Origin of the sequence: Streptomyces sp. TN58, from assembly GCF_001941845.1 — a bacterium.
In the GTDB taxonomy this organism is placed as follows: domain Bacteria; phylum Actinomycetota; class Actinomycetes; order Streptomycetales; family Streptomycetaceae; genus Streptomyces.
Map to the genome: position 1 here is coordinate 4,270,676 of NZ_CP018870.1, position 13,620 is coordinate 4,284,295.

The window sequence follows — 13,620 nt, forward strand, 5'->3', positions numbered from 1 at the left end:
GGCCGGCCCGACGCGGAGAGACGATGGGACTGACGGGAAACCCCCAGGACATCTCCGACCCCGCCCGCGTGGATCCCGCCCCCCGAAGCCACCGCCGCGCCTCCTGACCCCGCCCGCTGCGGTCAGCCCTGGCGGGACGGGCGGTATGTGCAGACGTGGACGCCCCTCGGGCTGATGGTCGTGGCGGTCAGTTCGAGGGTGTGCAGGCCGCCGTCCTCCGGGAAGATGGACTTTCCGCCGCCCAGCAGCACCGGCATGATCATGAGCCGGAGTTCGTCGACGAGGCCCTCGCTCAGCAGGGTCCGTACGAGGGTCGGGCTGCCCATGACCACCAGGTCGCCGCCCGCGCCGTCGCGCAGCTCGCGCACGCGGGCGATCGCCTTGGCGCCGTCGATGCGCGTGGTGTTGCTCCAGGTCAGTTCGTCGTCGCCGAGGGTGTCGGACACGACGTACTTCGGGAGGGCGTTCATGCGGTCCGCGAAGGGGTCGCCGGCCCGCTCGGGCCAGGCCGCGGCCATGTTCTGCCAGGTGCGGCGCCCGAAGAGCAGCGCCTCGGCCTTCTCCAGGGCCTCGGTGAAGGAGCCGCCGACGACCTCCGGGTCGAAGAAGGGCTGCGACCAGCCGCCGTGGGCGAAGGCGCCGTCGTTGTCCTCGCCCTGACCGCCCGGGGCCTGCACGACGCCGTCGAGGCTGATGAAATCGGTGATGACGATGCGCATGGGGTCGTTCCTCTTCCGTCCGGGTCCGTGGGTACGCAACCAAGACCGGCGGGCGCTGCGGAACGCATCGGTCTTCGCGGCGCTTTCCGAGTGATGTGGGTCACATCGTCGTGGGTGGGTCGCGTGGGGCGCGCGGGGCCGTTTCCGAGCGCCGTGGGGGTGTAGGCGTGCTTCGGCCGCTCCGGTGGATGGGTCTGGCTGGAAACCGGTTGTCATCAGGCCATTTCGGGCGGAGAGTTGACAGCGTTGTCCGTTCTGTCGTCAGCCCCCGGTGAAGGCGAGACGAATGGTGCGTCACATCTGCCGGGCGCACGGCGAGTCGGGTCGGAATACCTGATAGACAGTGGATATTCACGGTCGCTCCGGCCGTATACATCTGAACGGCTCCTTGGGGGGATTGCCGCACTGTGAAGCCGCTTCACCGCCACCTCGTCAACACCTCGCGCAAGGTCCTGTGTACGGCCGCGCTCGCGGCCAGCCTGACCACTGCCGCGGTCGTGTCCACTCCGTCGACCGCGGACGCGGGAGAGTCCGAACCGACCCCGGACAGTCCGCAGGCCACCGACCGCGGTGACGCCCGGCTGGACCTGCCGGACATCGTCGCCGACCCGCCGCCCGCCGCGGGCACGGGTACGGGCACGCAGGAGGGCGCGAGCGGGATACCCGCGACCGCCCTCGACGCCTACAACCGTGCCGAGGTGGCCGTGGCGGCCGCGCTCCCCAACTGCAAGCTGCCCTGGCAGCTGCTCGCGGGCATCGGCCGGGTCGAGTCCGTCCACGCCTCCGGCTACGGACTCAAGACCGACGGCTACACCGAGAAGCCGATCCGCGGCCCGCGCCTCGACGGCAACGGCTTCGCCGAGATCCGCGACACCGACCGGGGCGAGTACGACGGGGACGTGGTCTACGACCGTGCCGTCGGCCCCATGCAGTTCATCCCCTCGACCTGGGCCACCTGGGGCGCCGACGGCAACGGCGACGCCAAGCGGGACCCCAACAACATCTACGACGCCGCGCTCGGCGCCGGCCTCTACCTGTGCGGGGGAGACCGGAACCTGTCCGTGGCCGCCCAGCTCGACAGGGCGATCCTCAGCTACAACAACTCCCGCGAGTACGTGAACACCGTGCTCGGCTACATGCGCCAGTACCAGCAGGGCGCCACCGAGGTGACCAACCCGCCCGTCGGGGACTACCCGCCGGCGCAGCCGGGCACCCTGCCCACGCCCCGCCCGCAGAACCCGGTCACGCCGACGCCGGCCCCCAAGCCGACGCCGACGCCCACCCCCAAGCCGACGCCCACCCCGACACCCACGCCCACCCCGACACCCACGCCCACCCCGACCCCGACTCCGACCCCGGAGAAGCCGGCCCCGCACCTGGCCGAGCTGACGGTGCTCGACGGTCCCGGCCTCGCCGCCGAGGCGGGCACGGCCTTCACCACCGTCCCGCGGGTCAAGCTGCTCCTCAGCGACGGCAAGCCCGCCGCGGGCCGGGAAGTGATCTTCGCGGTCGAGGAGGACGCCACCGGCACCCTCTTCGGCACGGCGAAGTCCCTGGTGGTCAAGACCGGCGCCGACGGCATCGCCGCCGCGCCCGGCCTGAAGGCCGGCGCCACGGCGGGCACCTTCACCCTGCGCGCCTCGGCCTACGACACCACGAGCCGGCTCATCGTGAACTTCACGGGCAAGGTCACGGCTCCGGCCGCCGACCTGCTCGCCCGCCCGGACGGCTCGAAGCCGCCGACGGCGGTCGCCGGCAAGAGCATCAAGGGCATCGAGGTCCGCGCCACCGCCAAGGGCAAGGCCGTCGCGGTGTCCGGTGTCCTCGCGGGCTTCGGCCAGGAGAAGGACGGCAAGTGGGTGCCGGCCGACCCGGCGACCGCGAAGGGCCCGTACTTCAAGGACGAGGCCGGCGAGAAGGTCTTCGGCCTCACCCTGCCGGACACCGCCGCCGACGGCCGGATCGTCCTGCCGGAGCTCTTCACGGACGCGGACCTCGCCCCGGGCACCTACCAGCTCCGCCTGGTCACCCCGGAGGACGTGACCCTGGTCATCGACATCGAGATCACGGCCCCGGCGCCGGCCGCCACCCCGAAGTAACCGCTCCACACCCCTCGGGCCCGCACCGTCCACACGGTGCGGGCCCGAGGCCGCCTACGCCCCGCCCCGGGGACGGGGAAAGGCAGGAGCCCTGCCGCTCTGCTCGCGCAGAGGGGACAGGGCTCCTTGGGTACTGCTTTTCCAACCCGCGATGAGGTTGGCCCTGGCGACTAGGCCGGGGTGACGTTCTCCGCCTGCGGGCCCTTCGGACCCTGCGTGACGTCGAAGTTGACCTGCTGGTTCTCCTCAAGGGAGCGGAAGCCAGAGGCGTTGATCGCGGAGTAGTGGACGAAGACATCCGGGCCGCCGCCGTCCTGGGCGATGAAGCCGAAGCCCTTTTCAGCGTTGAACCACTTCACGGTTCCGGTAGCCATGAGCCCTCCTATGGGCCAAAGGGTCGCCCTGCTCCAGAACCTGCTAAGAAGTCTGAAAACTACAAAAGCCTGCGGGTCACATTCTCCGCAGGCCTCGTACTGCAAGGGAAACCAAACTGCAACTTGCGGCGAGCCTAGCACGCACCATGCGGCCGAGACCAGAGGGAAAGATCACGTCACCCGGACGTTTGAGACCCGCCTCAAGGCTGACGCAGACCGTGGGACTAGTCTCGCGATGTGGACGTCTACCGCAGCCGGCCCCGCGTCGGCCACATTCAGTTCCTGAACTGCCTGCCCCTCTACTGGGGGCTCGCCAGAACCGGCACGCTGCTGGACCTGGAGCTGACCAAGGACACCCCCGAGAAGCTCAGCCAGAGGCTCGTCGACGGGGAGCTGGACATCGCCCCGATCACCCTCGTCGAGTTCCTCCGCAACGCCGACCGGCTCGTCGCCTTCCCCGATCTCGCGGTCGGCTGCGACGGCCCCGTGATGTCCTGCGTGATCGTCTCGCAGGTTCCGCTGGAGCAGCTCGACGGAGCCCGCGTCGCCCTCGGCTCGACCTCCCGTACGTCCGTACGCCTGGCCCAGCTGCTGCTCAGCGAGCAGTACGGCGTACGGCCCGACTACTACACCTGCCCGCCCGACCTGGGCCTGATGATGCAGGAGGCCGACGCCGCCGTGCTGATCGGCGACGCCGCGCTGCGGGCCTCGCTCCACGACGCGCCCCGGCTCGGACTGACCGTCCACGACCTGGGGCACATGTGGAAGGAGTGGACCGGACTGCCGTTCGTCTTCGCCGTCTGGGCCGCCCGCAAGGACTACCTCGACCGGGAGCCCGCCGTCGTGCAGAAGGTCCACGAGGCCTTCCTCGCCTCCCGCGACCTCTCCCTCGAAGAGGTCACCAAGGTCGCCGAGCAGGCGGCCCGCTGGGAGGCCTTCGACGCGGAGCTGCTGGAGCGGTACTTCACCACGCTCGACTTCCGCTTCGGACCCGACCAGCTCGCAGGCGTACGGGAATTCGCGCGGCGGACCGGACCGACGACGGGCTATCCCGCGGACGTGTCCGTGGAGCTGCTGAGCACGATGGTCCCGGAGTGCTGACCGGGTTTACCGCCGGGTAGATCCAAAGCGCCCGGCAGGTGAATGCCCGGTTTCCCGGGAATTCCCGCCCTTTCCGCATTTCTCCGCGCCGGACCGGGGAAATGCATACGGGGGGCCGGGGCCCTCGTGGCCGTCCCGCACGCCCCGAGGCGGACCAGGGCCTTCCCCGTCACCCCCAAGGGCTGTCCCGTAATCCCTGGCGGATCAGCGTGCGGCGCCGCGCGCCCGCCGGGGACTACGGGACAGCCCTTAGGCTGCTGCCCGGCCGGGTGCCACAAGGTTCCCGGGATCACGGGGAATTGGGGGGCGCGATGCATCCGCTGGAAGCCGGCGAGCCGCGGGCCATCGGCGCGTACCGGCTGCTCGGCCGGCTCGGCGCCGGCGGCATGGGCCGGGTCTACCTCGGACGCAGCGCGGGCGGCCGGACCGTCGCCGTCAAGATCGTGCACCCGCACTTCGCCTCCGACGAGGAGTTCCGGGCCCGGTTCCGCCGCGAGGTCGAGGCGGCCCGGCGCGTGGGCGGCGAGTGGACCGCGCCCGTCCTGGACGCCGACCCGGACGCCGCGGTCCCGTGGGTGGCCACCGGCTATGTGGCGGGCCCCTCCCTGGCTCGTGCCCTCGCCTCCCACGGGCCGCTCCCCGAGGCGTCGGTACGTGCCGTCGGCGCGGGCCTGGCACGGGCCCTGGTGGCCGTGCACGGGCTCGGCCTGGTCCACCGGGACGTGAAGCCGTCGAACGTGATGCTCACCCTCGACGGCCCCCGGCTGATCGACTTCGGGATCGCGCGGGCCACGGACGGCACCGCCTCCCTCACCTCCACCGGCGTCTCCATCGGCTCGCCCGGCTACATGTCGCCCGAGCAGATCCTCGGCAAGGGGATCACCGGCGCCGCCGACGTGTTCTCGCTCGGCGCCGTCATGGCCTTCGCGGCCACCGGCCGGCCGCCCTTCACCGGGGACAACTCCGCCACCCTCCTCTACAAGGTGGTCCACGAGCCGCCCGAACTCGACGGGCTCCCGGCCGGGGAACTGCGCGACCTCGTCGCGGCCTGCCTGGCCAAGAAGGCCGCCGACCGGCCCGCGCCCGAGGCCGTCGCCGACGCCCTCGGCGGGGCGCTCGGCGCCCCCGGCTGGCTCCCCGCGCCCCTGGTCGAGGAGGCCAGCCGGGCCGCGGTGGCCCTGCTGGACCTGGACGCCGAGCCCGCCGACGACGGCCCGGACGCGGGACCGGCTCCGGCCGGGGCGGGCGTGGCCGCCGCTGCGGAGGCCGCCTCGGGGCCGGTCCCGTTCACCGCGGGGTCCTACGGCCCCGCCGGCGGCGGCTTCGGGGCGCCGGACCCCTCGTACGGCAGCCAGGGCGCGGGCTCCGCGTACGCCGCCCATGCCGCGGGCCCCTACGGCAGTCCCCCCGCGACCGCGGGCGCGGCCCCCGGAGCCGGCGGCGCCGTGCCGCAGCAGCGGACCGCGGCCGACCCGGCCGACGGGCGGCAGGTCACCGTCCGTGCCGCGGGGCGCCGGTTCAGCTGCACCGTCGTCCTCGCCGCGGCGGCCGCCCTCGCGGTGCTGTCCGGCGGGATCTACTTCCTGGACCTGCTCCCGGGCCGCGGCGGCCAGCGGGACCTGGCCGACGGCAGTGCGCGGCCCTCCGCCTCCTCGCCCGCCCCGGGCGGCCCGGCGCCGTCGGCCGGGGCCACCGGCGGCGGCGCCGCGACGCCGTCGCCGTCCGGAAGCCGTACCGACGTCCCCAAGGAACTCGTCGGCACGTGGAAGGGCACGGTCACCACCGCCCGCGCCGGGCTCTCCACCGAGTTCGAGATCACCATCAAGGCCGGCAAGGTCGGTGAGGTCGTGGGCCGGGACAAGTCGATCCTCCCGTTCTTCGGGACCGACTGCAGCGGGGACTGGAAGCTGGCCTCCGCCACCGACCGCTCCCTCGTCCTGGACACCTCCGGCGGCCCCAACCCCGCCCCCGGCGTGTGCTCCAACGGGTCCGCCGACGAGCGCTTCACCCTCAACCCCAACGGAACGCTCCACTACAAGTCGGGCGACGCCCCGGCCGGAAACCCCGAAGGAGACCTCACCCGCAGCCCCTGAAAACCCCCGCCAGGGGCTGGCGTAGGCTGGATCGGTCCGGACCTTGACACAGACACACCGCCGAAAGGTGACTCCCGGTGACCGACCAGGCCGTTCTCCAGTCTGTCCTCGACCGCGCCGCAGCGGGGGGCCGGATCACCAAGGAAGAGGCGCTCGACCTCTACCGCCACGCGCCGCTGCACGCACTCGGCCAGGCCGCCGACGCGGTGCGCCGCCGCCGCTACGCCGGCACCGAGCACATCGCGACGTACATCATCGAGCGGAACATCAACTACACGAACGTGTGCGTCACGGCGTGCAAGTTCTGCGCCTTCTACGCGGCCCCCAAGGACACGAAGAAGGGCTGGTCCCGCGACCTCGACGACATCCTGCGCCGCTGCGCGGAGACCGTCGAGCTCGGCGGCACGCAGATCATGTTCCAGGGCGGGCACCACCCGGACTACGGCGTCGAGTACTACGAGCACCACTTCTCCGCCATCAAGAAGGACTTCCCCCAGCTGGTCATCCACTCCCTCGGCGCGTCCGAGGTCGAGCACATGGCCCGCATCTCCGGCGTCTCGGCGGAGGAGGCCATCAAGCGCATCCACGCCGCGGGCCTCGACTCCTTCGCGGGCGCCGGCGCCGAACTGCTGCCGGCCCGGCCGCGCAAGGCGATCGCCCCGCTCAAGGAGTCCGGCGAGCGCTGGCTGGAGATCATGGAGATCGCCCACAAGCTGGGCGTGGAGTCCACCTCCACCATGCTGATGGGCACCGGCGAGACCAACGCCGAGCGCATCGAGCACATCGCGATGATCCGGGACACGCAGGACCGCACGGGCGGCTTCCGCGCCTTCATCCCGTACACCTACCAGCCCGAGAACAACCACCTCAAGGGCCGCACCCAGGCGACGATCTTCGAGTACCTGCGCATGATCGCCATCGCGCGCCTGTTCCTCGACAACATCGCCCACATCCAGGGCTCCTGGCTGACCGTCGGCAAGGAGGCGGGCCAGCTCTCGCTGCACTACGGCGCGGACGACCTCGGCTCGATCATGCTGGAGGAGAACGTCGTCTCCTCGGCCGGCGCCAAGCACCGCTCCAACCGCCAGGAGATCATCGACCTGATCCGCAAGGCGGGCCGCACGCCGGCGCAGCGCGCGACGACGTACGAGCACCTGCTGGTGCACGACGACCCGGCGAACGACCCGGCCGACGACCGCGTCGTCTCGCACATCTCCTCCACCGCCATCGAGGGCGGCACCGCGCACCCCGAGCTGAAGCTCATCTCCGCGAACTGACGCCCGGCGACACGATGCTGACGCTGCACACCGCCGAACTCCTCGTCACCGGAGCGGGGTCCGCGCCGACGAAGGGCGGTGCGGTCCTCGTCGACGGGGACCGGATCACCCACGTGGGCCGGTACGAGGACCTCGGCGCGGCCCACTCGCACGCCCGCGTCCGCCGCTGGCCGGGGGTGCTGACCCCGGGGCTGCTGGTGCGCGGGGCGGACGAACTGCTGGAGCGGACGTACTACCCGGACGACCCGTACGAGGTCACGGAACTCGGCGCCGACCCGATCAGCGGCGCGGAAGCGCTGGACGCCCTGAAACTGACCGAGGCGCGGTGGGGCAACAGCGCCCGGCGCGGCACGCAGCGGCTGCTGGCCCGCGGGGTGGTGGCGGTGTGCGGGCGCTTCACCGTCCCGGCGGTGCGCACGGCGGTGTCCCGTTCGGGTCTCACGATCCTGCCGCCGGCGCCCTACGAGGGCCGGCCGGCCCTGGATCCGTTCGCGGGCCGGGAGTCGGCGGAGGAGGCCTTCCACGGAGTGCTGGAGCCGGGTGCCGCGGCGCGTTTCGCGGTGTTCGCGGTGGCGGACGTGGCCGAGCTGCCGGCGCGGGGCGCGACCACGTGCGTGGCCACGGTCATCGGGGGACGGCTGCTGCACCGCCGTCGCTGAGCGTGGCGCCGGACCCGTCGCCGGGCTCGGCGGCGGAGGCGGGGCTGGGGTCCGCGGGGAGGCCGCCCTCGCGGGCGAGGGCGGCCAGCAGGCATGCCTGGAGCCGGCTGATCCCGCCGAGCTTGGCCCGTATGTTCACGACGTGGAACTTGACCGTGCTGACGGACAGTTGGAGCTCCCCGGCCAGTTCACGGTTGGAGGCGCCGGTGGCCAGGCACAGGAACACCGCGGACTCCTGCTCGGTCAGCAGCGCCTCGGCCGGAGCGCCTTCGTGCGACGCCGACGGCGTGCCCGGCTCCCCGTACGAGGGGAACCACGCGGGGACGCTGAAGCTGACGACGCGCACGGTTCCCACTCCTCGATGGCCCCCGGGCGGCCCTTCCGGCGGCCGCCCTCCGTCCTAGAGGACGGACGGACCGGACAGGTAGGTTCCATCCGCGTCGTACGGCCAGGCATTGGACTTGCACCCGGCCAGGCCCTTGATCTGCTGCATCATCGCCGGGGCGGGCTTTCCGGGGCCCGGGCAGCCCTCGTGGCCGCGGCCGATCTCGTGCCCGACCTCGTGGTTGACGATCAGCGCCCGGTACTCCTCCACGGAACCGCTGAACTGCGGCGAACCCTCCTTCCAACGCTTGAGGTTCACCACCACGGTGTGCCCGACCCGGCAGTTGGTCTCGCCGATCAGCTCCGGGGTGACCACGTCGCACAGCAGGTCGGTGGTCTTCGGCGTCGCGATCTTGACGGTGAAGTCCACCGGCTGGCCCGGTCCCACGAGCTGGAAGCCGTACTGGGGGTCCCTGGTCCAGCCGCGCGGATCCCCGAGGATCGCCTCGACGGAGCGGGCGGCCGCCTCCGGGTCGATGCCGCTGCCCTCCTCGACCTCCAGCCGCCAGCGCCGTGTCTTCCCCTTGCCCTGCGCGCTGCCGGAAGCGGAGGACCCGGAGAAGGTGCCGGGCTTGCCGGGCGTGGCCGAGGCGCCGGCGGACGCCGGCGGCGAGGCCGCCGGCTGCTGCGAGGGGGCGGCCGGCGGCGGTGCGGCCTCGGGGGACTTGGCGCCGCCCTGCGGGAGCGGATTGCCCGCGGCGTCGGTGCCCTCGCCGTCCGGTGCGTCGGGCTGGGCGGCGCTGCGGCCCTTGGCGGCCGTGGTGGTGTCGTCCTCGGGCAGCAGCGCGTAGGCGGTCGCCGAGACGGCGACCAGCGCCGCCGAACCGATGAGGATCGTGCGCCGCAGCCGCCTGCGCCGCTCGGCCCGGCGCCTGGCGCGCGGGCCGTCACGGCGGGAACGACCGGTGGAATGGCCTGCCGGCATCGTGAAGCTTCCTGTTCGCGGCGGCCACTGCCGGACCCGCCCACGGTTCGCGGTCCTGATCCGGTGGGTGACCCTCACCGGGCCGCACCCTGGCAGTCAACGCGCATGCGGCGTAGAAGCGTAACTGTCCTTCGGAACAGTTCTACGGTCGGGTACGGAACCGGCACGGCGCGCTAGGGGGTGTCGTCGAAGTGGCGTCGGCCGCCCGCGAGCATGCGTGCCGGGCTCCGCCACCCAGACGGCACCTTGCCGACACCCCCTGGCGCGGAGCCCGCGCCCGGCGGCCCGGGCCGGCCTGAGAGGATGGGGCCGTACCCGCCGATCCGCATCGCAACACGAGGGGCGAACGCCAGTGACAAGGGCCTCCCTGGACAAGCAGCCGCACGAAGTCGCCTCCATGTTCGACAGGGTCGCGGCGAACTACGACCTGACCAACGACGTCCTCTCCCTCGGCCAGGACCGGGTGTGGCGCAAGGAGGTCGCCAAGGCGGTCGGTGCGCGCCCCGGTCAGAAGGTCCTCGACCTGGCCGCCGGTACGGCGACGTCCTCGCTGCCCTTCGCCGCGACCGGCGCGTACGTCGTCCCGTGCGACTTCTCGCTCGGCATGCTCATGGAGGGCAAGAAGCGGAACTCCTGGCTTCCGCTGACCGCCGGCGACGCGACGAAGCTGCCGTTCAGGGACGACGTCTTCGACACCGTGACGATCTCCTTCGGCCTGCGCAACGTCCAGGACACCGACGCCGCCCTGCGCGAGCTGTACCGGGTGACCAAGCCGGGCGGCCAGGTCGTGATCTGCGAGTTCTCGCAGCCCACCTGGGCGCCCTTCCGGACCGTCTACACCGAGTACCTGATGCGCGCGCTGCCGCCCGTCGCCCGCGCGGTGTCGTCCAACCCCGACGCGTACGTGTACCTCGCCGAGTCCATCCGCGAATGGCCCGACCAGCCGGCGCTGGCCGGCCTGCTGCAGAAGGCCGGCTGGTCCAAGGTCGCCTGGCGCAACCTCAGCGGCGGCATCGTCGCGCTGCACAGAGGAACCAAGGACTGACCGCCGTGCCCGACGCCGCACCCGTGGACTACGGCCCGCTGCTGGAGCGGATCGCCGCCGACGTCGCCCCGCTGCTGGGCAGCGGTACGCCCGCCGAGTACATTCCGGCGCTCGCCGCCGTGGACAGGCGGCAGTTCGGGATGGCCGTCGCCGATCTCGACGGCAACGTCTTCGGGGTGGGGGACTGGCAGGTGCCCTTCTCCGCCCAGTCGATCACCAAGGTGTTCGCGCTGGCCCTGGCGCTGGCCGGGGGTGGCGACAGCCTGTGGGAGCGGGTCGGCCGGGAGCCCTCGGGCAACCCGTTCAACTCGCTCGTACAGCTGGAGTACGAGAACGGCATTCCGCGCAATCCGTTCATCAACGCGGGCGCCCTCGTGGTCACCGACCGGCTCCAGACCCTGACGGGCGACGCGAGCAGCGAAGTGCTGGAGTTCCTGCGGCAGGAGAGCCAGAACCCGGACATAGCGTTCGACGCCGCGGTCGCCGCCTCCGAGCAGGAACACGGCGACCGCAACGCCGCCGTCGCCCACTTCATGGCCTCCTACGGGAACATCGACAACCCGGTGCCCGCCCTGCTGGAGCACTACTTCTGGCAGTGCTCCATCGAGATGACCTGCGCCGACCTGGCCCGCGCCGGGCGCTTCCTGGCCCGGCACGGGCTGCGCGCGGACGGCTCGCGGCTGCTGACGCGCAGCGAGGCCAAGCAGGTCAACGCCGTGATGATGACCTGCGGGACGTACGACGCGGCAGGCGAGTTCGCCTACCGCGTGGGGCTGCCCGGCAAGAGCGGGGTGGGCGGCGGGATCGTCGCCGTCGTCCCCGGGCGGTGCACGCTCGCCGTGTGGAGCCCGGGCCTGGACGCCCGGGGCAACTCGGTCGCGGGCGTGGCGGCGCTGGACCGCTTCACGACCCTGACGGGCCTCTCCGTCTTCTGACCCCGTGATCCCGGCACCCGGGGCCCGGCATCCCGGGCCGGACGGGGTCAACGGATCAGCGGGGCCGCGGCACGTCCCGCAGGTCCAGTACGTAGCGGCGCGCGGGGTTCCCGCCCGGTGTGGTGAACTCCTCGGCCAGGGTCATGCCCAGCCGCTCCGCCACCGCCACGGAACGGGCGTTGCGGGCGTGGATCATCGCGCAGACCCGTTCCAGGCCGGCCGCCCGGACGCGTGCCACGGTCGCCTCCGCCGCGGCCGTGGCATAGCCCTTGCCCCAGTGCTCCCGGCCCAGCCGCCAGCCGATCTCGACCTCGCCGACCGGGCCCCACGCCTTGTCCGCCGGCCACGGCTGGGCGCCGGTGAAGCCGACCACCGCGCCGTGCTCGTCCAGCAGCGTCCACAGGCAGTAGCCGAGCTGTGCGTCGTGCATGCGCTGGCGCGCGGTGAACTCCTCGTACGCCGACAGCTCCGCGGGACCGCCGAGGAACTCCATGACGTCGGGATCGGCGAAGACCTCGTGCCAGGCGTGGGCGTCCTCGTCGGTGGGCACGCGCAGCAGCACCGCGGGGAGCGGCAGCCGGGGCGGCGAGGCCGGGGAGGTCTGCGAGGTCGGCGAGCTTGTCAACGTGGGTGGCCCTTCTGATCGCGATCTCTCTCGCTGCATAGACTGCACATGTCCGGTGCCGTTGGGCACCCTTTATCGAGCCTTCGGGAGACCCCGCAGTGACCGAGCTCCTCTCCGAACACTCCGCGGACGTGATCGTCGTCGGGGCCGGGCCAGCCGGCTCGACCACCGCCTACTACCTCGCCAAGGCCGGATTGGACGTCCTGCTCCTGGAGAAGACGGCGTTCCCGCGCGAGAAGGTCTGCGGCGACGGACTGACCCCCCGTGCCACCAAGCAGCTGGTGGCGATGGGTATCGACATCTCCGAAGAGGCCGGCTGGCTCCGCAACAAGGGCCTGCGGATCATCGGAGGCGGACAGCGGCTCCAGCTGGACTGGCCGGAACTCGCCTCCTACCCGGAGTACGGACTCGTCCGCAAGCGCGACGACTTCGACGAGACCCTCGCCCGCCAGGCGCAGAAGGCCGGCGCCCGGCTGTACGAGCGCTGCAACGTCGGCGAGCCCGTCCGCGACGCCCGCACCGGCCGCATCACGGGCGTGCAGGCGAAGCTGGGCGAGGAGAAGACCCCGGTCACCTTCCACGCCCCGCTGGTCGTGGCCGCCGACGGCAACTCCTCCCGGCTCTCCCTGGCGATGGGCCTGCACCGGCGCGAGGACCGCCCGATGGGCGTCGCGGTGCGCACGTACTTCACCTCGCCGCGGCACGACGACGACTACCTGGAGTCCTGGCTGGAGCTGTGGGACCGGCGCGGCCCCCAGGACCGGCTGCTGCCCGGCTACGGCTGGATCTTCGGCATGGGCGACGGCACCTCCAACGTCGGCCTCGGCATCCTGAACTCCTCCTCCGCCTTCAAGGAGCTGGACTGGCGCGAGGTCCTCAAGGCCTGGTGCGCCTCGATGCCGGAGGACTGGGGCTACACCCCGGAGAACATGACGCAGCCGATCCGCGGCGCGGCCCTGCCGATGGCCTTCAACCGGCAGCCGCACTACACCAAGGGCCTGCTGCTGGTCGGTGACGCGGGCGGCCTGGTCAACCCGTTCAACGGCGAGGGCATCGCCTACGCCATGGAGTCCGGCCAGATCGCGGCCGACGTCATCGTGCAGGCGCAGGCCCGGTCGACCCCGGCGCAGCGCGAGCTGGCGCTGCACAACTACCCGAAGGTGCTCAAGGAGACCTACGGCGGCTACTACACGCTGGGCCGCGCCTTCGTGAAGCTGATCGGCAACCCGAAGGTCATGAAGGTCGCCACCCAGCGCGGCCTGACGCACCCGCTGCTGATGAAGTTCACCCTGAAGATGCTCGCCAACCTGACCGACCCGGCGGGCGGCGACGCGATGGACCGCATCATCAACGGCCTCTCGAAGGTGGCTCCGAAGGCCTGACG

General features: G+C 72.2%; 13 protein-coding genes. 8 read left to right on the top strand and 5 right to left on the bottom strand.

Features of this window, described 5'->3' with window-relative positions:
- Positions 1–122 precede the first annotated feature (122 nt).
- Complete coding sequence (locus tag BSL84_RS19430; protein ID WP_075970826.1) at positions 123–719, bottom strand: dihydrofolate reductase family protein; 597 nt, start codon at positions 717–719, stop codon at positions 123–125.
- Between the two features lie 407 nt (positions 720–1,126).
- Between BSL84_RS19430 and BSL84_RS35560 the strand changes: the two genes are divergently transcribed.
- Positions 1,127–2,818, top strand: coding sequence for a lytic transglycosylase domain-containing protein (locus BSL84_RS35560; protein WP_107484822.1), 1,692 nt, complete (start codon positions 1,127–1,129; stop codon positions 2,816–2,818).
- A 170-nt stretch (positions 2,819–2,988) separates the two neighbouring features.
- On the opposite strand, the gene BSL84_RS19440 is transcribed toward BSL84_RS35560, so the two are convergent.
- Entirely contained in the window at positions 2,989–3,192 is a 204-nt protein-coding gene (locus tag BSL84_RS19440) for a cold-shock protein (protein WP_007265804.1), read from the bottom strand.
- A 237-nt stretch (positions 3,193–3,429) separates the two neighbouring features.
- Here BSL84_RS19440 and BSL84_RS19445 point away from each other — a divergent pair, with 237 nt between their 5' ends.
- The 4 genes from BSL84_RS19445 to BSL84_RS19460 all read left to right on the top strand — a co-directional run bounded on the left by BSL84_RS19445 (position 3,430) and on the right by BSL84_RS19460 (position 8,322).
- On the top strand, positions 3,430–4,293 hold the full coding sequence (locus BSL84_RS19445; RefSeq protein ID WP_030030007.1) for a menaquinone biosynthetic enzyme MqnA/MqnD family protein: 864 nt from the start codon (positions 3,430–3,432) through the stop codon (positions 4,291–4,293).
- A gap of 311 nt (positions 4,294–4,604) precedes the next feature.
- Complete coding sequence (locus BSL84_RS19450; RefSeq protein ID WP_075970827.1) at positions 4,605–6,386, top strand: serine/threonine-protein kinase; 1,782 nt, start codon at positions 4,605–4,607, stop codon at positions 6,384–6,386.
- 77 nt (positions 6,387–6,463) lie between these two features.
- Positions 6,464–7,663, top strand: a complete 1,200-nt coding sequence (gene mqnC / locus BSL84_RS19455; RefSeq protein WP_030031269.1) for a cyclic dehypoxanthinyl futalosine synthase — start codon at positions 6,464–6,466, stop codon at positions 7,661–7,663.
- Positions 7,664–7,677: 14 nt separating this feature from the next.
- Positions 7,678–8,322 (top strand): hypothetical protein, encoded by a 645-nt coding sequence (locus BSL84_RS19460; RefSeq protein WP_075970828.1) that lies wholly within the window; start codon positions 7,678–7,680, stop codon positions 8,320–8,322.
- On the opposite strand, the gene BSL84_RS19465 is transcribed toward BSL84_RS19460, so the two are convergent.
- Both BSL84_RS19465 and BSL84_RS19470 read right to left on the bottom strand, forming a co-directional pair.
- Positions 8,288–8,668, bottom strand: a complete 381-nt coding sequence (locus BSL84_RS19465; RefSeq protein WP_030031271.1) for a response regulator transcription factor — start codon at positions 8,666–8,668, stop codon at positions 8,288–8,290. The two genes, BSL84_RS19460 and BSL84_RS19465, sit on opposite strands and share 35 nt — an antisense overlap.
- Positions 8,669–8,722: 54 nt before the next feature.
- A complete protein-coding gene (locus BSL84_RS19470) occupies positions 8,723–9,631 on the bottom strand; it encodes a DUF3152 domain-containing protein (RefSeq protein ID WP_045322788.1) in 909 nt (302 codons plus the stop codon).
- 352 nt (positions 9,632–9,983) lie between these two features.
- On the opposite strand from BSL84_RS19470, the gene BSL84_RS19475 reads away from it, so the two are divergent.
- Both BSL84_RS19475 and BSL84_RS19480 read left to right on the top strand, forming a co-directional pair.
- Complete coding sequence (locus tag BSL84_RS19475) at positions 9,984–10,676, top strand: demethylmenaquinone methyltransferase (RefSeq protein WP_030037343.1); 693 nt, start codon at positions 9,984–9,986, stop codon at positions 10,674–10,676.
- A 23-nt stretch (positions 10,677–10,699) separates the two neighbouring features.
- A complete protein-coding gene (locus tag BSL84_RS19480) occupies positions 10,700–11,611 on the top strand; it encodes a glutaminase (protein ID WP_030037342.1) in 912 nt (303 codons plus the stop codon).
- Between the two features lie 55 nt (positions 11,612–11,666).
- On the opposite strand, the gene BSL84_RS19485 is transcribed toward BSL84_RS19480, so the two are convergent.
- Entirely contained in the window at positions 11,667–12,236 is a 570-nt protein-coding gene (locus BSL84_RS19485) for a GNAT family N-acetyltransferase (RefSeq protein WP_030037341.1), read from the bottom strand.
- 98 nt (positions 12,237–12,334) lie between these two features.
- Here BSL84_RS19485 and BSL84_RS19490 point away from each other — a divergent pair, with 98 nt between their 5' ends.
- Positions 12,335–13,618 carry a geranylgeranyl reductase family protein gene (locus BSL84_RS19490; RefSeq protein WP_030037340.1) on the top strand — a complete coding sequence of 428 codons (1,284 nt, stop codon included), beginning with the start codon at positions 12,335–12,337 and terminating at the stop codon, positions 13,616–13,618.
- Positions 13,619–13,620 lie beyond the last annotated feature (2 nt).

Excerpts from the sequence above, each read along its gene's own strand:
- BSL84_RS19450 (WP_075970827.1), top strand. The coding sequence starts at position 4,605 with ATGCATCCGCTGGAAGCCGGCGAGCCGCGGGCCATCGGCGCGTACCGG.
- BSL84_RS19430 (WP_075970826.1), bottom strand. The coding sequence starts at position 719 with ATGCGCATCGTCATCACCGATTTCATCAGCCTCGACGGCGTCGTGCAG.
- BSL84_RS19440 (WP_007265804.1), bottom strand. The coding sequence starts at position 3,192 with ATGGCTACCGGAACCGTGAAGTGGTTCAACGCTGAAAAGGGCTTCGGC.
- BSL84_RS19470 (WP_045322788.1), bottom strand. The coding sequence starts at position 9,631 with ATGCCGGCAGGCCATTCCACCGGTCGTTCCCGCCGTGACGGCCCGCGC.
- BSL84_RS19460 (WP_075970828.1), top strand. The coding sequence starts at position 7,678 with ATGCTGACGCTGCACACCGCCGAACTCCTCGTCACCGGAGCGGGGTCC.